This is a genomic window from Thermodesulfovibrio thiophilus DSM 17215, assembly GCF_000423865.1.
GTDB lineage: Bacteria > Nitrospirota > Thermodesulfovibrionia > Thermodesulfovibrionales > Thermodesulfovibrionaceae > Thermodesulfovibrio > Thermodesulfovibrio thiophilus.
Map to the genome: position 1 here is coordinate 236,253 of NZ_AUIU01000011.1, position 24,524 is coordinate 260,776.

General features: G+C 33.8%; 25 protein-coding genes. 24 read left to right on the top strand and 1 reads right to left on the bottom strand.

All coding sequences use genetic code 11. The features are described from left to right. Window position 1 precedes the first annotated feature (1 nt). The 20 genes from def (at window position 2) to glpX (ending at window position 20,420) form a co-directional block, all read left to right on the top strand. Window positions 2–502 (top strand): peptide deformylase, encoded by a 501-nt coding sequence (gene def, locus G581_RS0102385; RefSeq protein WP_028844444.1) that lies wholly within the window; start codon window positions 2–4, stop codon window positions 500–502. Between the two features lie 10 nt (window positions 503–512). Further along, window positions 513–1,448 (top strand): methionyl-tRNA formyltransferase, encoded by a 936-nt coding sequence (gene fmt, locus G581_RS0102390; RefSeq protein WP_028844445.1) that lies wholly within the window; start codon window positions 513–515, stop codon window positions 1,446–1,448. After that, a complete protein-coding gene (locus tag G581_RS10330; protein WP_051178724.1) occupies window positions 1,423–1,968 on the top strand; it encodes a DUF116 domain-containing protein in 546 nt (181 codons plus the stop codon). The genes fmt and G581_RS10330 overlap by 26 nt, the downstream gene beginning before the upstream one ends. Next, on the top strand, window positions 1,935–3,263 hold the full coding sequence (rsmB, locus tag G581_RS0102400) for a 16S rRNA (cytosine(967)-C(5))-methyltransferase RsmB (protein WP_028844446.1): 1,329 nt from the start codon (window positions 1,935–1,937) through the stop codon (window positions 3,261–3,263). The genes G581_RS10330 and rsmB overlap by 34 nt, the downstream gene beginning before the upstream one ends. A 71-nt stretch (window positions 3,264–3,334) precedes the next feature. Then, window positions 3,335–3,826 (top strand): PASTA domain-containing protein, encoded by a 492-nt coding sequence (locus G581_RS0102405; RefSeq protein WP_028844447.1) that lies wholly within the window; start codon window positions 3,335–3,337, stop codon window positions 3,824–3,826. A 1-nt stretch (window position 3,827) separates the two neighbouring features. Next, window positions 3,828–4,487, top strand: a complete 660-nt coding sequence (rpe, locus tag G581_RS0102410) for a ribulose-phosphate 3-epimerase (protein WP_028844448.1) — start codon at window positions 3,828–3,830, stop codon at window positions 4,485–4,487. Then, a complete protein-coding gene (locus tag G581_RS0102415; protein WP_028844449.1) occupies window positions 4,477–5,499 on the top strand; it encodes a tetratricopeptide repeat protein in 1,023 nt (340 codons plus the stop codon). The genes rpe and G581_RS0102415 overlap by 11 nt, the downstream gene beginning before the upstream one ends. Before the next feature lie 17 nt (window positions 5,500–5,516). Further along, complete coding sequence (locus G581_RS10335; RefSeq protein ID WP_051178726.1) at window positions 5,517–6,059, top strand: CDP-alcohol phosphatidyltransferase family protein; 543 nt, start codon at window positions 5,517–5,519, stop codon at window positions 6,057–6,059. After that, entirely contained in the window at window positions 6,040–7,326 is a 1,287-nt protein-coding gene (locus G581_RS10340; protein ID WP_038064677.1) for a DUF512 domain-containing protein, read from the top strand. The genes G581_RS10335 and G581_RS10340 overlap by 20 nt, the downstream gene beginning before the upstream one ends. A 132-nt stretch (window positions 7,327–7,458) precedes the next feature. Further along, window positions 7,459–8,904, top strand: a complete 1,446-nt coding sequence (locus G581_RS0102430; protein ID WP_028844450.1) for a menaquinone biosynthesis decarboxylase — start codon at window positions 7,459–7,461, stop codon at window positions 8,902–8,904. Then, window positions 8,894–13,066: an acyl-CoA dehydratase activase gene (locus G581_RS0102435; RefSeq protein ID WP_028844451.1), complete on the top strand. Its 4,173-nt coding sequence runs from the start codon at window positions 8,894–8,896 to the stop codon at window positions 13,064–13,066. Before G581_RS0102430 ends, G581_RS0102435 begins: the two co-directional genes overlap by 11 nt. Before the next feature lie 5 nt (window positions 13,067–13,071). Next, window positions 13,072–13,167 carry an AURKAIP1/COX24 domain-containing protein gene (locus G581_RS12415; protein WP_156875166.1) on the top strand — a complete coding sequence of 32 codons (96 nt, stop codon included), beginning with the start codon at window positions 13,072–13,074 and terminating at the stop codon, window positions 13,165–13,167. A gap of 12 nt (window positions 13,168–13,179) precedes the next feature. Then, on the top strand, window positions 13,180–13,395 hold the full coding sequence (locus G581_RS0102445) for a hypothetical protein (protein WP_028844452.1): 216 nt from the start codon (window positions 13,180–13,182) through the stop codon (window positions 13,393–13,395). A 2-nt stretch (window positions 13,396–13,397) separates the two neighbouring features. Further along, window positions 13,398–14,396 carry a uroporphyrinogen decarboxylase/cobalamine-independent methonine synthase family protein gene (locus G581_RS0102450; protein ID WP_028844453.1) on the top strand — a complete coding sequence of 333 codons (999 nt, stop codon included), beginning with the start codon at window positions 13,398–13,400 and terminating at the stop codon, window positions 14,394–14,396. Continuing rightward, window positions 14,389–15,012 carry a dTMP kinase gene (tmk, locus tag G581_RS0102455; RefSeq protein WP_028844454.1) on the top strand — a complete coding sequence of 208 codons (624 nt, stop codon included), beginning with the start codon at window positions 14,389–14,391 and terminating at the stop codon, window positions 15,010–15,012. The genes G581_RS0102450 and tmk overlap by 8 nt, the downstream gene beginning before the upstream one ends. 1 nt (window position 15,013) lies before the next feature. After that, window positions 15,014–15,997: a DNA polymerase III subunit gene (locus tag G581_RS0102460; protein ID WP_028844455.1), complete on the top strand. Its 984-nt coding sequence runs from the start codon at window positions 15,014–15,016 to the stop codon at window positions 15,995–15,997. A 29-nt stretch (window positions 15,998–16,026) separates the two neighbouring features. Then, complete coding sequence (locus G581_RS0102465; RefSeq protein ID WP_028844456.1) at window positions 16,027–16,800, top strand: PSP1 domain-containing protein; 774 nt, start codon at window positions 16,027–16,029, stop codon at window positions 16,798–16,800. Next, window positions 16,757–18,682 (top strand): methionine--tRNA ligase, encoded by a 1,926-nt coding sequence (gene metG, locus G581_RS0102470; RefSeq protein ID WP_083962557.1) that lies wholly within the window; start codon window positions 16,757–16,759, stop codon window positions 18,680–18,682. Before G581_RS0102465 ends, metG begins: the two co-directional genes overlap by 44 nt. Continuing rightward, complete coding sequence (gene radC, locus G581_RS0102475; protein ID WP_028844458.1) at window positions 18,679–19,353, top strand: RadC family protein; 675 nt, start codon at window positions 18,679–18,681, stop codon at window positions 19,351–19,353. The genes metG and radC overlap by 4 nt, the downstream gene beginning before the upstream one ends. A 101-nt stretch (window positions 19,354–19,454) precedes the next feature. Continuing rightward, complete coding sequence (glpX, locus tag G581_RS0102480; RefSeq protein WP_156875167.1) at window positions 19,455–20,420, top strand: class II fructose-bisphosphatase; 966 nt, start codon at window positions 19,455–19,457, stop codon at window positions 20,418–20,420. A 56-nt stretch (window positions 20,421–20,476) separates the two neighbouring features. Here glpX and G581_RS10345 read toward each other — a convergent pair whose 3' ends face one another. Beyond that, window positions 20,477–20,977 (bottom strand): thermonuclease family protein, encoded by a 501-nt coding sequence (locus G581_RS10345; RefSeq protein WP_051178730.1) that lies wholly within the window; start codon window positions 20,975–20,977, stop codon window positions 20,477–20,479. A gap of 78 nt (window positions 20,978–21,055) precedes the next feature. Here G581_RS10345 and G581_RS0102490 point away from each other — a divergent pair, with 78 nt between their 5' ends. From G581_RS0102490 to G581_RS10350, 4 genes are read left to right on the top strand one after another with little or no spacing between them, the layout of a single operon-like run. After that, window positions 21,056–21,601 (top strand): shikimate kinase, encoded by a 546-nt coding sequence (locus G581_RS0102490; RefSeq protein ID WP_239639015.1) that lies wholly within the window; start codon window positions 21,056–21,058, stop codon window positions 21,599–21,601. Further along, window positions 21,573–22,652: a 3-dehydroquinate synthase gene (aroB, locus tag G581_RS0102495; protein WP_028844461.1), complete on the top strand. Its 1,080-nt coding sequence runs from the start codon at window positions 21,573–21,575 to the stop codon at window positions 22,650–22,652. Before G581_RS0102490 ends, aroB begins: the two co-directional genes overlap by 29 nt. Beyond that, window positions 22,645–23,340: a response regulator gene (locus G581_RS0102500; protein WP_028844462.1), complete on the top strand. Its 696-nt coding sequence runs from the start codon at window positions 22,645–22,647 to the stop codon at window positions 23,338–23,340. The genes aroB and G581_RS0102500 overlap by 8 nt, the downstream gene beginning before the upstream one ends. Further along, entirely contained in the window at window positions 23,341–24,513 is a 1,173-nt protein-coding gene (locus G581_RS10350; RefSeq protein ID WP_051178732.1) for a sensor histidine kinase, read from the top strand. It abuts the gene before it with no gap. The last annotated feature ends 11 nt before the right edge of the window (window positions 24,514–24,524 follow it).

Here is a 24,524-nt window from a genome sequence, read left to right on the forward strand (position 1 = left end):
TATGGCAGTCCTTGAAATAAGAAAATATCCTGAAGAAATTTTAAAGAAGAAAGCTGAAGCTATTACTGATATCAATGAGGATTTACACCGACTTATTGATGATATGGTTGAAACAATGTATAAAGCCAATGGAGTTGGGCTGGCTGCACCACAGGTGGGTGTTTCAAAGAGGCTTATCGTTGTTGATACAAGCCCCAGAGAGGCGAATCAATCTCTAATTGTTTTAATTAATCCAGAAATATCAGATTCAGAAGGAGAAATTCTTTCTGAAGAAGGATGTCTCAGTCTTCCTGGATTTATAACAAGGCTAAAAAGGAAAGAAAAAATTCTTGTCAAAGGATTAGACAGAAAGGGTAAGGAAATAGAGGTTCAAGCCACGGGGCTTTTAGCAAGGGCATTGCAGCATGAGCTAGACCATCTTGAAGGAATTCTTCTTGTTGACAGAATAAGCCCTCTTAAAAGAGAACTTTTCAGAAGAAAATATCTTAAAGCAAAGAAGTAGGCTTTTCAATATGCCATCTAAAAGAGAAGGAATAATCTTCTTTGGTACTCCAGCATTTGCAGTTCCAACTCTTAATGCATTGATTTCAGATAAAGAAAAAATATTACTTGTTGTGACCCAGCCTGATAAACCAAAAGGAAGAGGTAAGGTCATACAACCTGCAGAAGTAAAAAAAATTGCTTTAGAACACAGATTGCCACTGATTCAACCGGATAGAGTAAGAGATGAAAATTTTATCAAAATGTTAAAAGAGCTCAATCCAGAGTTTATAGTGGTTGTTGCATATGGTAAGATAATTCCAGGAGAGATTCTTAAAATTCCAGAGTATGGTTGCATAAATTTACATGCTTCTCTTTTGCCAAAATACAGAGGAGCAGCACCAATTCAATGGGCATTGATAAAAGGTGAAAAAATCACAGGTGTTACAACAATGCTCATTGATGAAGGACTTGATACAGGCCCGATACTTCTACAAAAAGAAGTTTTGATTGAAGATGAAGACAATGCCCAGAGTTTTTCTGAAAAACTTTCAAGAATTGGTGCGGATTTAATTGTAGAGACGCTTGATAAAATGCGTAAAGGGGTTATCACACCTATTCCGCAGAGCGGAGAATCAAGCTATGCTCCTCAATTAAAAAAAGAAGATGGCAAAATTAACTGGAGTGTTTCTGCAATTGAGATTTTCAATCTTATACGAGGTACATATCCATGGCCATGTGCATACAGTTTTTTCAAAAATGAAAGAGTAAAAATCATTAAAGCTCAGGTTATGGAAGGAGAATCTGAACCTGGCATGATAGTTAAAGCAAAAAATGAACTGATAGTTGCCACAGGCAGGGGATTTCTTAAAATTCTACTTATTCAGCCTGAGGGTAAAAAAATAATGACAGCAAAGGAATTCATATCTGGAAGAAAAATAAATGAAGGCGTGGACTCATTTTTTTAGGGTAGTAATACTTAAATTTGCCTATCCTCTTTTAATGTTTTTAGGAACATTCTTGAAAACAAAAAAGACTGATTTTCAGGCTTATATAGTTACACTTAATAATCTTATTGTTATGCGTGACAATATTAATGTAAATAAGATATTGGTTTTACTTCCCCATTGCATTCAGAATTCAAAATGTGATGTAAGACTTACATTTGACGTGTTTAAGTGTCGTAGATGTGGTCAATGTAAGATAAAAGATTTAATAGAACTTACTGAAAAATATGGAGTTTCAATCGCTATTGCCACAGGAGGAACAATTGCAAGAAAGGTTGTTAAAGAGGTAAAACCTGATGCCATTGTAGCGGTTGCATGTGAGAGAGATCTATCAAGTGGAATTGTTGATACATATCCAATTCCAGTTCTTGGTATTTTAAATGAAAGACCATTTGGTCCATGTATTGATACAACAGTGAGTCTCCAGAAAGTTGAGGAAGCACTTATATGGTTTATAAATCACCAAGACAGAAAGCATTAGAGATTTTGACTGCTGTTCTGGATAAAAAGAAATCCTTAAAATCAGTGCTCACAGATAGTGTTTTTTCAGAATTTAACAAATCTGATAGAGCTTTTTTGATAGAACTTGTCTATGGTGTCCTTAGGAATTTATATTTTATTGATTATTTACTTGAAGAGTTTTTTCAGAAAAAGGGAGGATTATCTTCTTATACAGTTAATAATTTAAGATGTGCATTATATCAACTAATTTTTATGCATATACCAGAATATGCAGCAACCAGTGAAGCAGTAAATGCTGAGAAACTGTTCAATGGAAAGCCAGGAGTGGTAAATGCTATACTGAGAAATTTTTTAAGAAAATATTCGAATAAAACATTTGATAACCTTCTTAAGTCAGATAACTTTAACGATAAAGCTCATTATCTTTCAGTTAAACACTCTCATCCACAATGGCTTGTCAGACGATGGTTAAATAGATTTTCCCCAGAAGATGTAGAGGCATTTCTTAAAGCGAATAATGAAAAAGCTCCTTTCACAATTGCTGTAAAACCAGAAGAAAGACAGGAAATAACAGACTATTTAAATAAAAAGGGATTTAAAACAGAGTTTACAAAAACTGTTCCTTCAGGCCTGATAGTAGAAGGACAGAGGCATGAAATAATAAAAAACCTTAAGGAGGCTTCTTTTTTCTGGATTATTCAGGATGAGGCTTCTCAGCTTGTGTGTTTTTTTGTTGATCCAGGTGAAGGACTGAATGTGCTTGATGCGTGTTCGGCTCCTGGAGGGAAAACACTGCTTATTGCGGCATTAATGAAAGAAGGTAGAATTGTCTGCACTGAACATAATCAAGAAAGATTTAAAATGCTAACTGAAAACATAGAACGAGTTAAAAAATTTTTCCCGGATGTGAAAATCGAACCAAAACTTGCAGATATTTATAGTTTGGGAGTAAATAACCTGGATAATACCAATTTTGACAGAATTCTGCTTGATGCTCCATGCTCATCAACTGGAGTTATCAGAAGAAATCCTGATGTCAGATATAGAGTAAGTGAGCAGGAGATTGAAAGACTCTCCAAGAATCAGGAAAACTTGCTTGAAAAAGTTTCATCTTTTTTAGCACAAAATGGAATTCTTGTATATTCAGTATGTTCAACAGAACCAGAAGAGGGGGAAATAATTATAAATAATTTTTTACAGAAACATAATGAATTTAGTAGGATAAAAATATTACGGACTTATCCGCATAAGGATGGTACAGATGCTTTTTTTATTGCAAAACTGTTGAAAAACAGAGTAGTTCAAACTCTATAAAAATTTTGTTTTTATTTTTATATTTCATCTTGTTGGGAGGTTAAAGGGGAGAGTATCCCGTTAGAATTTAAATGAAAAAATTTTTATATACAGTTGGAGTAATAATCGCTGGTTTTATTGCTGGTTATATGTTTCTAACTCTTCTAGTTTCTGGAGGTACAGTAGAAGTTCCTGATTTAAGTGGGAAAGATATTGTTCAGGCAAATCAGATACTTAAAGAAAAAGGACTTTACATAAGAATTGATGGAGAGGAATATTCTGAGGCTCCTACTGGGACAGTTTCAAGACAGACTCCACCTGCTGGAACCAGTATAAAAAAGGGAAGAGAAATTGGAGTAGTTGTAAGCAAAGGCTTAAGGTTTACAGTTTTGCCTGATGTAAGAGAACTGTCTTATGAAGAGGCTGAAAAAGTTTTAAATGAAAAATCTATTCCAATAGAGAAGGTTATCAAGATTCATTCAGAAAAATATCCTGAAAATATAGTTATTGCTCAAAGACCTGAACCACAGGAAGGTGGGAAGTCTATAAAATTGATTATAAGTCTTGGGAAAAAGGAGGAATAAGTTGACACTTATAGCGCCATCAATACTTTCTGCTGATTTTGGAAGACTTGCTGAAGAGGTAAAACTTGCCGAACAAGCAGGTGCAGACCTGATTCATATTGATGTTATGGATGGAAGTTTTGTTCCAAATATAACAATAGGACCTCTAATAGTAGAAGCAGTGAAAAAAGTAACTGATTTATCACTTGATGTTCATTTAATGATTGCAAATCCTGAAAAATATATCGATGCTTTTGTCAAAGCAGGAGCAGACATTGTTACTGTCCATGTTGAAGCTTCCCAACATCTGCACAGAACAGTATGGCAGATAAAAGAATATGGTGTTAAATCAGGCGTATCTTTAAATCCTGCGACTCCTCTCTGTTCAGTTGAAGAAATCATTAAAGATGTTGACTTGATTTTGATTATGTCTGTTAATCCAGGGTTTGGAGGGCAGAAGTTTATTCCTTTTTCAATTGATAAGCTTAGCAGGGCAAAAAAAATGATTCTCTCATGTGGTTCATCCGCAGTTATAGAAGTTGATGGAGGAGTTAAGCTTGAAAATGCAAAAGAAATTGTCAATGCAGGAGCAGATATTCTGGTTATGGGTTCGGCATTTTTTGATCAAAAAGATTATAAAATATTCATGAAAAAATTGAGAGAACAATTAGATGAAAATTGAACAGGTAATACAAAAAGCTGAAAGATTACGATTAGACGGTTATTTTAAGGAATCTCTCAGGTTATGGACAAGAGTATATAAGAGGGCAATTAAGAATAACCTTATTGAGATTACTCTTGATTCTTTGATAGTTCTTGGAGACCTGAGCAGAATAATTGGTAACTTCAAAAATGCTGAACTTTATTACAATGAAGCAATAGAGCTTTCAGATATTTTACAGAATCAGCTTGCTAAGGCAGATGCTTTAACAGGACTTTGTCTTGCAAAAAAGGCAACTGGTAGCTGGAGAGATGCTTTGCAACTGATAAGACATGCAAGAAGAATTTATAAAAATAATAAAGACAAAAAAGGCATTGCTTTTAGCTACTGGGCAGAAGGAACTATATGGAGATTTGGTGGAAGAATAAAGAAGTCATTAGAGTATTTTTATATAGCTCAGACAGAGTTTAAAAAGCTTAAAGATAAAAAGGCTCTGGCATATGCTTACTGTGGAATTGGTGGAAGTTCAAGAGTTTATGGCAGTTACGAAGATTCAATGAAATATTATAAAATGGCTAATCAAATATTCAACGAACTTGGAGACAGATTCGGAATAGCTTACTCTTTTTGTGGTATTGGAAATGCTTTCAGAATGTTGAATGATTTTAATAAAGCTGAAAAAAATTTTAAAGAAGCATTAAACCTTTATGCTAAAATTGGTGATATTGTAAGTTCATCCTATACTTTATGGAGCATGGCAATGCTGAATATTTTAAAGAAACAATATACAATAGCTCTCCACTACATAGAAAAAGCTGAAAAAAATTTTAAAAAATGTGAAGATTCAAGAGGTTTGATTTATTGTAAACTCCTCAGAGGCATTATTATTTATCTTAAAAGAAAAAAGAAAATTGCTATAAAATATTTTTCAGAGGCATTAAAAAAAGCGATGGAATACGATTTTGCTCTTGAAAAAAAATATGCACAGGGTTTCCTGAATGGTAAATATTCTATTCCTTACAATATTCCATAAATTATTGATTTATGATAATGAATGACAAAATAATAACCATTCCAAATATTTTGACTTTTGTGCGCATATTCCTTGTTCCATTTTTTGTTATAGCTATGAACTCAAAGGATTATTCTCTTGCACTTAAAATTGTAATCATTGCAGGATTAACAGATAGCTTTGATGGATTTATAGCAAGAAATTTTCATCAGGCTTCAAAACTGGGAATTTTCCTTGATCCACTGGCAGACAAGCTTCTTCTTATAAGTATCATGATAACTTTTTATATTAATAAACTTGCGCCTGGATGGTTTATTTCTGTAGTTTTTATAAGGGATGTTTGTGTGGCAATTGGATGGCTTGAGTCGTATTTAAGGAAAAAGAAGATGCTAAAACCCACAATTCTTGGTAAAACAAGTAGTGCTGCACAGGTTATTATATTCGGTTATATTCTTCTTTCAACAAACTTTGATATTCCAACATTATCAGAGTTTTGGTATTTCTTGGTAAGTTTTCTATCCATTGCTTCATTAGTTCAATATATTTTTATAAGATTCAGAGATGATAAAGTCATGTCCTAAGATTGAATATATAGTTCCTCAAAGCCCTGCACATAGAGCAGGAATTCAATCTGGCGATAAAATATTATCAATAAACAGAAATCCAATTAAAGATGCTTTGGATTTAATGTTCTTCGGCGATGAAGAATTTCTTAAAATTATAATAGAAAGAAATGGTAATAAAATGAGTTTTATTGTCCAGAAAAATGAAGAGCCACTGGGAATTCAGGTAGAACAGTTTAGAATAAAAAGATGCAGGAATAGATGTTTGTTTTGCTTTGTTGATCAGCTTCCAAAAGGATTGAGAAAATCTTTATATATTAAAGATGAGGACTATAGAGCAAGTTTTCTTTACGGCAACTATATAACCCTTACAAATCTTACAAAAAATGATTACGAGAGAATAAAAAAATTAAGACTCAGTCCACTATATATTTCTGTACATGCCACAGACCCTGAGATACGAAACAGTCTTATCGGAAATTTTGATGCTTTGCCTGTTATGGTAGAGCTTAAAAAACTGGCAAAGATAAAAATCAGAATGCACACTCAGGTGGTATTGTGTCCAGGAATAAATGATGGAAGCGTGCTTGAACGGACTATCACAGACCTTTATAAGCTTTACCCGTACATATCTTCAATAGCCATTGTTCCTGTAGGACTTACAAAATATCATAAAAATGGACTACTACCTGTAACTAAAGAAAAAGCAGAAGAAGTTATAAAAATTGTTGAGACATTTCAAAAAAGATTTCACAGAAAACATGGAGTTAGTTTTGTTTATCTTGCTGATGAGTTTTATATTAAGGCAGCACAAAACTTTCCTGCATTACATATTTACGATGACTTCCCTCAGATTGAAAACGGGGTTGGAATGGTTCCTCTATTTATGGATAAAGCCATGACATTGCAGATTCCTTCAATGAAGTTTAAAAAAAGATTTGTTAGCTTTACAGGCATTTCGTTTTATTCTTATTTATCTCAATTTATTGAAAAGCTCAAGAAAAAAAATATTGCTTTTGATGTTTACCCTTTAAAAAATAACTTATTTGGTGAGACAGTAACAGTAACTGGACTTTTAACCGGTGAAGATATAATTAAAGGATTGGTTTCCTATGTGGAAACAGGTGATGTGCTTCTTATCCCTGATGTTACAATGAAGGATTCAGAGAATATGTTTATTGACAGTTTAAAAATGCAGGATGTTGAAAAGGTTTTACAGATTAAAACAATAAAAATAGGTTCAGAACCAGAAGATATAATAAAAGCAATTGAATATAATAAGTAAACTTTACAAAACTCATTTTTCTCACATACTGAAACATTCTGATTTTTAGTTTTTTTTAGGTGTTTCTATTAGAAGTGATTAAGAAAGAAAATGAATTGACATAATCCAGTGTGAGTATAGATAATAACTTATATGCCATACAGTGATTTAAGAGATTTCTTGCAACTTCTTGAGAAAAAGAGATTACTTCATAAAATTAAAGTTGATGTTGACCCTATTTTAGAGATTTCTGAGATTACTGATAGGATGAGCAAATCTCTAAATGGAGGGAAGGCACTTTATTTTGAAAAGGTTAAAGGTTCATCAATTCCAGTTGTTACAAATATTTTCGGTTCATTTGACAGAATGTGTCTTGCTCTTGAAGTTGAACGTCTTGATGATGTGGGGAAAAGAATTGAGAAGCTGTTTAATCAGTCACCACCAAAGAGTTTTAAGGAAAAAATAAAGACATTTTTTGAACTTATTGAGATATCTAAATATCTGCCCAAAAAAGTTAAAGATGCACCATGTCAGGAAGTTATAGACAACAAACCAGATTTAAGCAAGCTTCCGATTTTAAAGACATGGCCTTTTGATGGAGGAAGATTTATAACACTTCCAATGGTTTTTACCCGTGACCCTGAAACTGGAAAGCAAAACTGCGGAATGTACAGGATGCATGTATATGACGAAAAAACTACTGGAATGCACTGGCATATTCATAAAGACAGTGCAATGCATTACAGGAAATATAAGGAACTTGGTAAAATAATGCCTGTTTCAGTGGCAATTGGTTCAGACCCTGCAGTTATTTATTCTGCTACTGCCCCTCTTCCTTATGGAGTTGATGAGATGATTTTTGCGGGCTTTTTAAGAAAAAACTCTGTTGAAATGGTTAAATGTATTACATCTGATATAGAAGTGCCTGCAAATGCTGAAATAGTCCTGGAAGGATATATTGATCCTCAGGAATTAAGAGATGAAGGTCCTTTTGGTGATCATACAGGTTTTTATTCTCCTGTTGATAAATTCCCGGTTTTTCATGTTGTTTGTATAACTCACAGAAAAAATCCTGTGTATCCAGCAACAGTTGTTGGCAAACCTCCTATGGAGGATTGCTATATGGGAAAAGCAACCGAGAGAATTTTTTTACCACTTCTCAGGATGCAGTTTCCAGAAATAATTGATATGAATCTTCCTATGGAAGGTGTTTTTCATAATGCTGCGATTATTTCAATAAGAAAGCAGTATCCAGGACATGGGAAAAAAATAATTCATGGACTCTGGGGAATGGGACAGATGATGTTTTCAAAGCTTATTATTGTTGTTGATGAAGATGTTGATGTTCAGGATCTATCCACCACTGCATGGAAGGTTTTAAATAATGTTGATTGGCGCAGAGATGTAATTATAGCTGAAGGTCCAGTTGATGAACTTGATCATTCTTCAAGCATGCCGAGATTTGGCGGGAAAATGGGCATTGACGCTACAAGGAAAACCCGTGAAGAAGGGATGATGAGGGACTGGCCTGAGGAGATTAAACAGGATGAAAACATAAAAGAACTTGTTACAAAGAGATGGCATGAGTATGGATTCTGAGTTTTCGCTTGGCATAGATGTAGGTAGTGAGACAGCAAAAATAGCAATTCTTGGTAGAGATGACAGGCTTCTTGAAAAACTCTATCTGAAACATTTTGGAAAGCCAGCAGAGATTGCTTCTGAGATTTTAAATAATGTTATATCGAAATACAGACAGTTAACAATATGCTTTACAGGAGTTAGTGGAAGATTTATTGCAAAAACCATTGACGCTCCTTATGTGAATGAAATAGTCTCGCAGGCAACAGCAACTTCCTTCTTTTATCCTCAGGTAAGAACAATTATAGAAATAGGAGGAGAGGATTCAAAGCTTATATTTCTTGATAAAAGTGGAAGGATAAAAGATTTTTCTTTAAACAGCATGTGTGCTGCTGGAACAGGATCTTTTCTCGAACAACAGGCTGAACGTTTAGGACTTACAATTGAGGATTTCAGCGAGTTTGCAATAAAGTCAGATAAACCTTCAAAAATTGCCGGCAGATGCAGTGTTTTTGCAAAGTCAGATATGATTCATCTTCAGCAGATTGCTACGCCAATAGAAGATATTATTGCAGGACTATGCTTTGCTCTTGCAAGAAATTTTAAAGCAACAATGTTTAAAGGAAGAATTATTGAACCAGTTATTGCCTTTCAGGGTGGAGTTGCAGCAAATAAAGGAATGATAAAAGCATTTAAGAATGTTCTTGGAGTTGATGAAATTTTAATCCCTGATAATTTTGAAGTTACTGGAGCTATTGGTGCAGCATTGAAGTCAAAAACTGAAAATGTTTATCTAAGTGAGGAGATGATTGAAAAACTTGCTAATATAAAGGCAGAAATTGAGTATGGTTTACCACCCTTAAAAAATGAAGATGAGATTTTTGATGATAAAATTTCATTTATGACTTTGTCTCATTCCAATGGCATCTGTCCAGTTAATGCCTATCTGGGGATAGATGTTGGTTCTGTTAGCACAAATATTGTTCTAATCGATGAAGAAGGCAATCTTATAATAAAAAAATATCTTCCAACATTGGGGAAACCTATTGATGCAGTTAAGAGAGGGCTTGATGAGATAAATAAAGAAATTTTAGAGATTCAGATAAAAGGAGTAGGAGTTACAGGTTCAGGAAGATATATGATTGCTGATTTTGTCGGAGCTGATATTGTTAAAAACGAAATTACTGCCCATGCCTACGGAGCGATCAATTATGATCAGAGTGTTGATACGATTTTTGAAATTGGAGGACAGGATTCGAAATATATACGTCTTAAGGATGGCGAAATAATCGATTTTGAGATGAATAAAGCATGTGCAGCAGGAACTGGTTCTTTTATTGAAGAGCAGGCTGATAAACTCGGAATAACTCTTGATGAATTTCAGACACTTGCTTTCAGGTCTCTTAAACCATGCAGGCTTGGTGAAAGATGTACAGTATTTATGGAGAACTCTCTTGTAATAAATCTTCACAAAGGTGCTAAAAAGGAAGATATTGTTGCAGGACTCTGTTACAGCATAGTTGAAAACTATATAAACAGGGTTGTTGCGGGAAAATCTATTGGGAAAAAGATATTCTTTCAGGGAGGGGTTGCTTTCAATAAGGCTGTTATTACAGCATTTAAAAATTTTTTAATTTCAAGAATCGGACATAATTTTGAATTCATAGTTCCTCCAAATCATGAGGTTATGGGGGCCATCGGAGCAGCTTTGATTGCCAGAGATGTGATGAAGGACGGAAAAATAACGAAATTCAAAGGGTTTGAAATAAAAAAGAGAGCGTACAGTATATCATCTTTTGAATGCAGGGGTTGTGCAAATTACTGTGAGATAAATAGAGTGAAAGTTGATGGAGAGGAAAATCATCTTTTTTATGGTGGTAGATGTGAGAAATATGAAAAAAAGGATATAAAAGCAACTCTTTCAGATCCGGTAAGGGTGAGAGAAAAGCTTCTCTGGAACGCTCATATGGAGTATGAGGAAAAATATAGAGACAGAAAAGCGCCAATAATTGGAATTCCATATATATTTTTTTTCCATGACCAGCTTCCTTTCTGGAGTACTCTTCTGTGGGAACTTGGGTTTAATGTAGTAGTGTCGGGTAAAACCAATAAGGAAATAATCAGTAAGGGAGTTGAAAAAGTTCTCTCTGAAGCATGCTTTCCTCTTAAAGTAGCTTATGGGCATATAGCTCATTTAATTGAGCAAAATGTTGATTTAATATGCATACCGAGCTTTATAAATCTTAATCTTTATGATGAGTATAAAAGAGGTCTTGCGTGTCCTATTGTTCAGACAATTCCTTATGTAAGCAGAGAATTGTTTAAAAATGTCCAAATTGTTGAACCAAGAATCGATTTTTCAAGAGGAATGAAATATTTAAAAGAGGAGCTTTCCAGAGTTTTTAAAGGGATTGTTAAACTAAAAGATATCGAGAGTAAAATAGCTATTGCCAGAGAAAAACAACAGGAATTTGTTGCTCAGCTACAGAAAGAAGGGCTAAAGCTTCTTGAGACTGTAAAGAATAAAAAATTAGGTCAGTCAGCAACAGTTGTCCTGCTTGGTAGATCATATAACTCATTTGATCAGGCAGTAAGCCTTGATATTTCGGGCAAACTCACAAAATTGAATGTTTTGCCTATTCCAATGGATATGCTTCCACTTGATAATATAAAAATAAAAGAAGACTGGAATAACTTATACTGGCGTTCAGGACAGAGAATAATAAAAGCTTCAAGACTGATATATAAATTAGGTCAAATTTATCCTGTTTTCATTACAAATTTCTCCTGCGGACCGGATTCATTCATAATAAATTATTTCAAAGAAGAAATGTCGAACTATCCTTCTCTTATTCTTGAGATTGATGAACACAGTGCAGATGCAGGAATTATTACGAGACTTGAAGCATTCATTGATAGTATTGGAAGCAGACAGAAAAGAGAGGACAAAAACAGAAAAGCATTTCTTCCTTTAATTCTGAAAAGTTCTGTTACTTCAGCGCTATCTAACAGAACAGTATACATTCCAAGAATGACTGACCATGCTTTTGCTTTAAAAGCTGCATTCAATTACTGCGGAATTGATGCAGAGGTAATGCCACATTCGGATAAAAGATCCATTGAACTGGGGAAAAAGCATATATCTGGAGGGGAATGTTTCCCCTATGTTGTAACACTTGGAGACATGTTGAAAGTTGTATATTCATCAGATTTTATTCCTGAAAAGGCAGCATTTTTTATGCCTTCTGGGTCAGGTCCATGCAGATTTGGTCAGTATAATATATCTCATAGAATGATCCTGAAAAAATTGGGCTTTGAAAATGTTCCTGTTTATTCGCCTCAGCAGGATACACAGTTTTATAAAGACTTAAATATTGCAGGCGGAGATTTTTCTCTTAAAGCGTGGCAGGGACTGGTTGCTTTTGATTTGCTAGGTAAATTATTGCTTCAGATAAGACCGTATGAAAAAAATACAGGTGAAACAGAGGCACTATATGAACATTATCTTGTAAAAATTTATGAAGCTTTAAAAAGTAGAAATGGAACTATGGGGATTTTATTGAAAAATATGCGAAGAGATTTTGAAAATATACCAAAATACAGAGATAGAAAACCACTTATTGGAATTGTTGGTGAAATATTTGTCAGATCTCATGCTTTTTCAAATGAAAACCTGATAAAAAGGCTTGAAGCACTTGGTGCGGAGGTGTATCTTCCTCCAATTGAGGAGTGGATACACTATATAAACAGAATCGCACTAAGAAAAGCCTTGATAAAAAAGGATAAATCTGCTATTATAAAAATTCTTGTTAATAGATTTTTCCAGTGGAGGGTGGAGAAAACTTTCTTTTCAGAATTCAGAGAAGTAATTAATTTTTTAAAAGAACCCTCTACAGAGGAATTATTTAAGCTTGCTTCACCATATGTTCCTGATACTTTTGAAGGAGAAACTATTTTGAGTGTTGGAAAAACTATGGATTTAATAAAAAGAGGTGCCAGGGGTATTATAAATACCATGCCTTTTGGATGCATGCCTGGTGCTATTGTTACTGCATTTTTAAGATTTATTCAGAGGGACTACAATATACCTGTGATCTCGCTTGCCTATGACGGAGCAAATTCTACAGTAAATGAACTCTGGATAGAAGCTTTTATAGAAACCATAAAATCTCAAAGGAGGTGACACGAGTGGGAAATGTTCTTAAATGGAGAAAGAAAAAGATAAAAAAACACAAATACAGCAAACTACGCAAAAAAATGAGAGCTCAAAGAAGAAACAAATAAGAGGGAAAACCGATGAAAGATTTGATAAGTTTAAAAGAAAAGATTGCTCTGATAGAATCTGAAATTAAAATAATTTCGGAAAAGTTTGATGAGATGAACAAAAAGGTAGATAAAATTGGTGAACTCAATCTTGAAATTAAAGCAATTAAATTATATTTAAAAAGAGTTTTCCCTGATTTTACAAAAGACTTTCCTGATATCTTAAAAAAACTCAGCTCAAGGGAGTAATCATGTCCTTTGAACCATTCAGCACCACAGGAATAGGTAGCATGCCTCATACTGAGCCTTTCGCTGCCTGTGAATTCATTTTTAAACATTTTGATATTCCTTTCTGGCCTCAGATGCCGAAGTATTCTCAGAATGAGCAAATGATTGCTCAGTTTTCTGAGGGCTTACCAGGGATAGTTAATGAACCAGGAAGAGTTTTTTTGAAAAAAGATGAAGAACAGATTAATGAATGGTTAAGCACATACTATGATGGAGTTGTCTCGCCTGTTAGTGTTGAGTATGCTGCTGGGCTTTACAGCATGGAAAAACTGTTAAATGGTAAAAAATTGAAGTTTTTTAAAGGACAGATTACAGGTCCCATGACATTTACACTTACTCTCAAAGACGAAGAGGGCAAACTTATTTATTTTGACGAGACTCTTCGTGAAGTTTCATTAATGCATTTAAAATCCAAAACTAAATGGCAGATTGAATTTTTAAGAAAATTTGCTGAAAAAATAATTATTTTCATTGATGAACCAATACTTCAGGCTGTTGGGACTTCTGCTTATATTTCTGTTGAGCAGTCTGAATCAATGAGATTGATTGGAGAACTTGTTTCATTTATTAAATCTCTTGGAGTTACAGTTGGACTACATTGTTGTGGAAGAACTGACTGGAAAGAAATATTATCACTTGGGATAGATATTTTAAGCTTTGATGCTTTTTTCTTTTTTGATTTTTTGAAGATTTATAAAGAACAGCTTTCTGATTTTCTTAAAATGGGGGGTTTTGTTGCGTGGGGCTTTATTCCTACAACAGATGATTTAAATTCTTTGAGTGATGAAGAGATAATAAAACAGGCATTAACAAAAATTGAGGAAATTTCAAGAGGAATTCCTATAATTCTTAAAAACTCACTCATTACTCCATCCTGTGGAATGGGTTCTCTTGACATTTCAAGCTCTGAAAGAGTTTGCAGGCTTCTTAAAATTTTAAAAAATGAACTGATAAATGGATAAAGGTATATTTATAACCTTTGAAGGTATAGAAGGTTCAGGTAAAACTACACAGATAAAACTACTTGGAGAAAGACTTAAAAAACAAGGATTGAAAGTTTTAACAACCTATGAGCCAGGAGATACAGACGTTGGTCAGAAAATTAGAAACATTCTTCTTGAACCAGAAATTAATATAAATCCTTTATGTGAACTTATTCTTTATTTTGCAGACAGAGTTCAACATGTTAATGAAAAAATAAAACCTTATCTTGAAACAGGTTTTATTGTAATTTGTGATAGATTTACGGATTCAACTGTTGCTTATCAGGGTTATGCAAGAGGTGTCTCAATTGATATAATTAAAGAACTAAATAGAATCCTTTTTAATGAATTCAAGCCTGATTTGACAATTCTATTAGATTTACCTGTAATTATAGGACTTAAAAGGAATCAGCAAATTAATAAGACAGACAGATTTGAGCTGGAAGACTTAGCTTTTCATGACAGGGTAAGAGAAGGTTATTTAAAACTTGCAGAAATTGAGCCTGAAAGATTTTTTATTCTGGATGCTACTAAATCTCAAATAGAATTAGCAGAGGAAATATATAAAACAATTAAATTAAGATTTCACTTGTAATATGAGTTTCCATAGAATTGAATCGCAGGACAAAGCGATAAAACTACTTAAAGGAACATTAATAACAAAAAAAATTCCTAATGCTTTCATTTTTATAGGCGATCCATATATTGGCAAAACTTCAACTGCTATTGCTTATGCTAAATCTCTTAACTGCTTAAATCCTGAAAATGACTATGACTCCTGTGGTATATGCCTATCCTGTACGAAAATAGAGTCTGGATTACATCCAGATGTTAAGGTTTTAGCTCCTGAGAAAGATATAATTACTGTAAACAATATAAGAGAAATCGAAGAATTTGTGTCTTTTCAGCCACTTGAGGGTAAATATAAAGTTGTCATCATGAAACAGGCTAACAAAATGAATCAGGCTGCGGCAAATGCATTTTTAAAAACTGTTGAAGAACCGCCATTAAATACTATAATTATTCTTATATGTGAGAACATGCACACTTTACCAGAACCATTGGTTTCAAGATGTTTTAAAGTTTATTTTAAACCTCTTTCAATTGATACCATAAAAAAGTTTATACCTGATAATCCTGATAAGGAGAATCTAATCAGAATTGTAATGGGAAGACCCGGACTTTTAATATCAAAGGACATATTAAAAGATATACAATGGTTTGCTGCTACATTAAAAAATGTAGAAGAAAGAAATAAGAAGTCTGTATGGAAAGATAATGAAGAGATAAAGTGGTGGATTGATTTTTTATGCATTTTTCTTAGAGATTCGCTGGTTAAAATTTTAAAGAATGTTGAACCATTAAAGCAGATTGATTCAGATTGTTGCCCTATTTTACATTTAGATTTTAAACTAAAGAAGAACATTACAGCAGAAGAAATTCTTGAATTATATGAGGAGTTACAGAGTATCAGAAAAAATATAGATTTAAATTTAAATAAATCAATACTGTGGAATTATCTGGTTAGTCGAATTCATAGTTTAATTGCGAGTTCTTCTTTAAATAAGCAGAAGCTATGAAATTAAATCAGTAAGGGAGATTATCAAAGGTGAATAACATAGCATATGTAAGGATTCGTCCATTTGGTAAAGTTTATTGTTATTTGAACAACCTTGGAGAAGAGCTAAAAAAAGGGGATCCTGTTGTTGTAGAAGGTGATTTTTGTGTAACTTTGGGGCATGTGTTAAAAACTGCAACTTCTGATGAAAACTCATCTAAACCAGTGATCAGGAAGGCAACTCAGGAAGATTTTGAAGCATTTGAGAAAAATCTTTCTTTAGAAAAAGAAGCTTGGGACTTCTGCCTTGAAAGAATTAGAGAAAGACAGTTGCCAATGAAGCTTCTGGTGGTTGAGGCTGCTCTTGATAGAAAAAGAATTATTTTTTATTTTACATCAGAGGGCAGAATTGATTTCAGAGAGCTTGTTAAAGACCTTGCTTCCAGATTTAAAACAAGAATAGAGATGCGACAGATAGGGGTTCGTGATGAGGCAAAATTTCTGGGTGGAATTGGTATATGTGGATTGGAAATATGCTGTAAAAAATTCTTAAGTTTTTTCAAACCTATATCTTTAAAAATGGCTAAAGATCAGGAAATTGTGCTAAATGTCTCTAAACTCTCCGGTGTTTGTGGAAGATTGAAATGCTGTCTCAGACATGAATATTCTGGTGAGGTAGATGATATCGTTCAGGATGAAGAAATTATTACGCAAGAAGAGAAAGAGCCTGAAGTAAAGAAATTATCTTTTATTATTAAAGAAACCGATGATGAAGTCGGGGATGAATCTTCTGAAGGAAAGGAGAAAGATGAATCAAAAAAATAAAGGATTTTATATTACAACGCCAATTTACTATGTTAATGATATTCCACATATAGGACATGCCTATACAACAATTGCCGCAGACATACTTGCACGCTATAAGAGACTAAAAGGAGAATATGTATTTTTTCTAACAGGAACAGATGAGCACGGACAAAAGGTAGAAAGGGCTGCTAAACAGTTCGGAAGGTCTCCAAAAGAGCATGCAGATATTATGGTTGAAAACTTCAGAGAATTATGGCGAGCATTGAATATAAAAAATGACGCTTTTATCAGAACCACTGATGAACACCATAAAAAAACAGTTCAGGAAATCCTGCAAAAACTTTATGATAAAGGCAAGATTGAAAAGAGAACATATTCAGGAATGTATTGCACGCCATGTGAAAGATTCTGGACTGACAAGGATTTAATAGAAGGCAAATGTCCTGACTGCGGCAGGGATGTTGAGCGCATTGAAGAAGAAAACTATTTTTTCTTAATGTCAGGATATCAGGATAAATTAATCGAACATATTGAAAAAAACCCAGATTACATATTACCTGAAACAAGAAAGAATGAAGTTTTATCATTCCTTAAAAATAAACCTCTTGGTGATCTCTGTATCTCCCGTCCTGCTCAAAGGCTTTCATGGGGAATTCCTCTCCCATTTGATAGAAACTATACAACCTATGTATGGTTTGATGCGCTTGTTAACTACTATTCAGCTTTAAAATATCTTGCTCCATCTAATATTCAATGGTGGCCTCCTGACCATCATTTAATTGGCAAGGACATTTTGATAACTCATGCGGTTTACTGGTCAACGATGCTTATGGCTTTAAATTTGTCTCTTCCTCGAAATATCTTTGCTCATGGATGGTGGACTGTTCAGGGAGCAAAGATGTCAAAATCTCTTGGTAATGTGGTGAATCCATTTGAAATAATAAAAAAATATGGAGTAGATGCTTTTAGATATTTTCTCTTTCGCGAGGTTTCTTTTGGAGTTGATGGAGATTTTTCTGAAGAAGCCTTAATACGAAGAATAAATAATGATCTTGCAAATGATTTAGGTAATCTGGTTAATCGTTTTCTCGTGATGAATGAAAAATACCTTGACGGTAAGCTTCAACCTCAATGGATGGAAGAAGATTTTACAATGAAAGCTAGTCAACTAATAGAGGAGATCAACGATGAAAAATTATGGGATGAGTTTAGGTTCAATATTTTGCTTGAAAAAATCTGGGAAATGATTGCTCTTACTAACAACTATATTGCACAGACAGAACCATGGAAACTAGCTAAAACTACACCAGACAAGCTTCAGAATGTACTTTTTAATATCTGGAACTCCTTAAGAGTTATAACAGTTTATTTATATCCATTCATGCCTGATACATCACATAAAATCTGGAATGCGTTAGGATTAAACTTATATAAATTTGACAATAAGATGCTTAAGTGGTATTTTCAATGTAAAGATATAAAAACAAAAAAAGTTGAACAGATTTTTCCAAGAATAGAAACAAAAGAAAATCAAGGCATTGATGTTAAAATTAAAGCTATGGAGGACAAAGTGGAAGAGCTTATTGGCATTGAAGATTTTATGAAAATAAAGCTAAAAGTTGGGAAAGTACTCTCAGCAGAAAGAGTGAAAGGTTCAGAAAAACTAATTAAACTTATTGTTGATATAGGTGAAGAAAGACAGATTGTTGCAGGAATCGGGAAGTTATATACTCCTGAGGAGCTTGTTGGCAGGTTTATAGTTGTTTTAAGTAATCTAAAACCAGCAAAACTCATGGGAGTAGAGTCTCAGGGAATGCTTCTTGCAGCAACAGGGATAGATGGAACAATCTCCATCCTTACTCTTGATAGAGAGGTTGATCCAGGAGCTCCTATTAAATGAAGTCTTTGAAAGAATGGCCAGAAACTGAAAGACCGCGAGAGAGACTTCTCAAAGAGGGTACTCAAAATCTCTCTGATGCTCAGTTGCTGGCTATAATATTAAGAACAGGCTCAAATGGTAAAACTGTTATTGACACAGCAGTAGAACTTCTTAATAAATTTGGTGGTTTAAAAGGCATTGAAGAGGCATCAATGAAAGAGCTTCAATCTTTTAAAGGAGTTGGTAAAGCAAAGATTGCTCAGATTAAAGCATCTTTTGAACTTGGACGGAGAGTGCTATCTCAAACAGTAGAGGAAAAGACCTTCAACTCAGCTCGGATAGTTTATGATTACTTTTTCCCTAAACTTCATGGATTAAAAAAAGAAGTGTTTATAACGCTTTTATTAAATACAAAACTTAAACTGATAAGAGAAATAAAAATTGCTGAAGGTATTCTGACACAGGCAGTGGTTCATCCAAGAGAAATTTTTAAAGATGCTGTAAAAGAGTCTGCCTATGCTCTTGTGGTTGTTCATAATCATCCTAGTGGAGATCCTTCTCCAAGTGAACAGGATATAGAAATAACAAAAAAACTGAAAAAAGCATCTGACATACTTGAAATTGCTCTTTTAGACCATGTAATCATAGGAAATGGAAGATATTTTAGTATGAAAGAACAAAAAATAATATAGTTTTTAGGTGTTCATGCTTTTTGGGGATTTTAGATTTTCAAAAAGTAAAAAATTATTTTATATGTTTTATAATCGTAAAAAAATTATAGGAGGAGATTAAAATGAACAGTTCCTTAACTCCACCCATTTTAAGGGTATGTGAACTTGCTGCAATTGCATCAGCAAGACTTATGGGCAAAGGAAACAGAAAAGAAGCTGATCAGGCTGCTGTAACAGCAATGCGCAATGCATTGAATGATGTGCCAATTAGAGGACGGATAGTCATAGGAGAGGGTGAAAGAGATGAAGCTCCTATGCTTTATATTGGTGAAGAAGTTGGGAATGGAACAGGTCCTGAGGTTGATATAGCAGTTGACCCTCTTGAGGGAACGAATTTATGTGCAACAGGCATACCTAATGCTCTTACTGTTATGGCAGTGACAGAAAAAAATGGGCTTCTTTACTGCCCTGACACTTACATGGAAAAGCTCGTTGTAAGACCTCAGGCAAAAGGTATGGTAGATATCCGTAGACCTGTAAAAGAAAATCTCGAAGCTCTTGCTAAAGCACTTGGACGAGATATAGATGATCTTGTAGTGGTAGTCCTTGACAGACCACGGCATGAAAATTTAATAAAAGAAATCCGCACAGCAGGTGCAAGAATAAAATTAATATCAGATGGAGATATTACACCCTCAATTGCAGCAACAGTGGAAGGAACCGGTATACATGCTCTTATGGGAATTGGCGGAGCTCCGGAAGGTGTTCTTGCAGCAGCAGCGGTTAAATGTCTTGGTGGAGAAATGCAGGCAAGAATTAGATGGAGAAATGAAGAAGAGAAAAAAAGAGCTATAAAATATGGTATGGATATAAGTGAGGATAAAGTTTATACTCTAGATGACCTTGTTCCAAGTGATGATATAATTTTTGTTGCAACAGGAGTGACAAAGGGAGACTTACTCAATGGTGTAAGGTTTTTTGGTGGAGGTGCCAGAACTCATTCACTTGTTATCGAATCTTATCAGAGGATTGTAAGATTTGTTGATACAATTCATATTCTTGATAAGATTATAAAAATAACACTATAAAAGGAGCATACAGCAAAATATATTTTTATAATAAAATTTTTGATGGCAAAACGTTATTAATGGCGGGGATTTTTTTTCCTCCATTCTGAAGGTTTTTCTTCAAGTCCATCTTTTCTCCATATTCCTTTCTTTTCCTGTCTTGCGAGTTTTTGTGCTTCTATAAACCATTCAACGTATTTGACATTTGGTGGTATTGTATAGATTAAAGCAAAACCATCTCTTACCATCATGTAATTAATCATCCTTCCCTTTTTGTCCCATAGATAAGCAAGAGTCCTTCCATATTTATCCCTGTGTTGAATATCGAGCTCAACTTTTACCTGCCAATCGCTTTCTTCAATCAATTTTTTTAGATGATCTTTTGCTTTTCTTCCCCATGGTTTCTGTCCGAGTTCAGGCGCATCAATTCCAATAAGACGGATTCGTTCAGTTTTAGCAAAAATTCCCAAAAAAGAATTTGTAACAACGGTTACAGTATCTCCATCGTGTATTTCGATAACCTTGTAATAATCTTTTTCTTTTTGTGCACATGTTACTGAACAAAACAGAAGTGACATGATTGAGAGCAGTGAAATAATGAAGTTGATTTTGAACCGTTTATTTTGACGTTTCATTATAAGTATAATAATTTTAACATGGCTAAGATAAAAAACATTATCCTTATAGGCTTTATGGGCACAGGTAAAACATCCGTAGGTCAGATTCTGGCAAAAAAGCTTAATTTTATCTTTGTGGATATTGATGAATTAATAGAAAAAATTTTAGGAATGAAAATATCTGAAATTTTTACAAGATTTGGAGAGCCTAGATTCAGAGATTTTGAAACAGAGATCATCAAACTAATAACTAAGAAAAAAAGGCAGGTAATTGCCACAGGAGGTGGTGCAGTTTTAAGAGAAGAAAATATGGCACAGCTTAAGGCAAGCGGAGTAGTTTTTTGCCTGACTGCTCCAGAAAATGTTATCTTTAAGAGAGTGAGACAGTGCAAGAACAGACCTCTTCTTCAGGTTGAAAATCCAGAACAAAGGATAAGAGCACTTATAAAAAAGCGAATGCCTTTTTATGAGAAAGCTGATTTTTCTATTAATACAGATGGATTAACTCCAGAAGAGGTGGCAGATAAAATAATTAAAGAATACGAGAGGTTAATTGATGGAAAAGCTCAGAGTAGAGCTACGTGAACGTAGTTACGAGATTCTGATTAATAGAGACAATCTACATCTTATTGGTGAAAGATTGCTCAGATTTTCTACAGGTAGTAAGATAGGGATAATAAGCAATCCAACTGTTGCAGAACTTTACGGGAATAAACTCGTTTCATCTCTGAAAAATGAAGGCTTTGATCCTTATTTAATTTTGATTCCAGATGGAGAAACATATAAGGACTACTTCTGGGCTTATCATATTCTTACTCAACTTCTTGAACTCGGGTTTGATAGACGTTCCTGTCTTATTGCACTTGGAGGAGGAGTGATTGGAGATATCACAGCTTTTGTTGCTTCTGTTTATATGAGAGGTATTTCTTATATTCAAATTCCTACTACACTGCTCGCTCAGGTTGACAGTTCTGTAGGAGGTAAAACAGGAGTTAATCATCCTCTTGGTAAAAATTTGATAGGAACATTCTGGCAACCATCTCTGGTCTGGATTGATGTGGATACACTTCACAGTCTTCCTGAAAGAGAGTTTATATCAGGAGTTGCTGAGATTATAAAATATGGAATTATATGGGATAGAGATTTTTTTGAATTTATTAAGACGAATAAAGAAAAAATATTGAAAAAAGATGAAAATATACTTATAGCAATAATTAAAAGGTCTTGTGAAATAAAGGCAGAGGTTGTATCAAAGGATGAACGAGAAAGCTCGCTCAGGGCAATTCTTAACTATGGACACACAGTCGGGCATGCTATAGAGACTCTTACAGGTTATGGGTCTTATCTGCATGGAGAAGCAATATCAATAGGAATGATTTATGAGGCAAGGCTTTCAAATCTGCTTGGTTTTTTAAGCAAGGAAAATTATCAGAGCATAAAAGATACAATAAAAAATTTTGGATTACCTGTTGATATGCCTTCTATTGTTGATATATCAGCAATGATAAAAACAATTTTGATTGACAAAAAGAACATTGAAGGAAAAATTCGAATGGTTATTCCAGAAGATATTGGAAAAATGAAGATAAATTTTGAAGTTAATATTGAAGACATTAAAAAATTGTTTTATGAATAAAAAAATTTTGGTTGTTGAAGACGAAAACGAGATTGCCCAGCTTATTGCCTATAGTCTAAAAAAAGAAAATTATGATGTTGTAATAGCTCTTGATGGTGAAGAAGCTTTAAAGAAGCTTAAAGAGAGTTTTTATGATCTTGTGATTCTTGATCTTATGTTGCCCAAAATTCATGGAATGGAGATTTGTAAGCTTATAAAAAATGATTCAAAATTTATAAGTACTGGCATTATAATTGTGACAGCAAAGGGAGAGGAGGCTGATAAGATTTCAGGACTTGAGATGGGAGCGGATGACTATATTACAAAGCCATTCAGCCCCAGGGAACTTATCGCAAGAGTTAAAGCTGTTATGAGACGAACTAAATCTGAGACATCTAATAAGCAGATTATAAAAATAAAAAATTTAATAATTGACAAAGAAAAATATTTAGTAACAGTAAATGATCAACTCAAAAGACTTTCTGCAACTGAATTCAAACTTCTTTTGTATCTTGCTGAGAGACCTAACAAGATTTTTAATAGAGACCATCTGCTTGATGCTGTTTGGGGACAGGATATATATGTAGATTCCAGAACTGTAGATGTTCATATAAGAAGATTAAGATTAAAAATAGAAAATGATCCGGATAATCCAGAGTATATAAAAACACTTCGAGGAGTTGGTTATTTTATAGAGGCTCAATATTAAATGGAACTTTTCATTTTTGTTATAGTTCTCTTAATTCTTATCATTTTCATACTGACTGGTAAAATTCGAACGCTTTCTTCAAAATTAGAAAATTTAAAACAAGAAGAGCAATTATATGACTTTTCAACAGTAAAATCATCCCAGAGTTTTGAGACAATTCTAAAATCCATAACAGAAGGGCTTCTTATTATTGATCCTAAGGGATATATAATGCTTGCTAATCAAAGCGTTAAGGATATTTTAAAAATAGATGAATCTCCTGAAGGTAAACAGGTAATTGAAATTGTTAGAAACATAGACTTGATTAATCTTATAAGTTTATCAATGAGTAAAAAAGAAGATTTGACAGCAGAAATTACAGTTAAAAAAGGAGGAAAAGATATTTATCTTCTTGCTAAAGCAATGCCTGTGGTTAATTCAGAAGATAAGATTTTGTTTTTAATAATTCTGCTTCATGATATAACCCGTCTTAAACAACTGGAAAATGTGAGAAGAGATTTTGTTGCCAATGTTTCTCATGAACTTAAAACTCCTGTTACTGCTATAAAAGGCTATGCGGAGACACTTCTTGATGGAGCAATTGATGACAGAGAGAATTCTAAAAAATTTATTGAAATCATAAAAAATCAGGCGGACAGATTAACTGCTCTTGTGGAAGACCTTTTAACGCTTTCCAGGATTGAGTTTGGAGATATAAAAATTGAAAAGAAGGAGATTTTACTTGATGAGATTGTAAATTCTGTATTCCAAATCTTAGGAGATAAGGCTGATAAAAAAGATATTCACCTTCAAAAAGATATTCCACCAAGAACAATAATTCAAGCTGACAAGCATAGATTGATGCAGATAATGATAAATCTTGTAGATAATGGAATAAAGTTCACCGAAAAGGGATTTGTAAAAGTAGTATTTTTTACGAAAAACAGTAAAGGCATTATTTCTGTTGAAGATACAGGAATTGGAATTTCAAAAGAACATCTTCAAAGGATAGGAGAGAGGTTTTACAGAGTTGACCAGGCTCGATCAAGACAGCTTGGCGGAACAGGTCTTGGGCTGGCTATAGTGAAGCATCTTGTTTTAGCTCATGGATGGCAGCTTGACATGAAAAGCGAGGTTGGAGAAGGAACAACAATACAGATTGTTATCCCTGAGCAGGATATTATTCAATTTTAAAGGTATTAGAT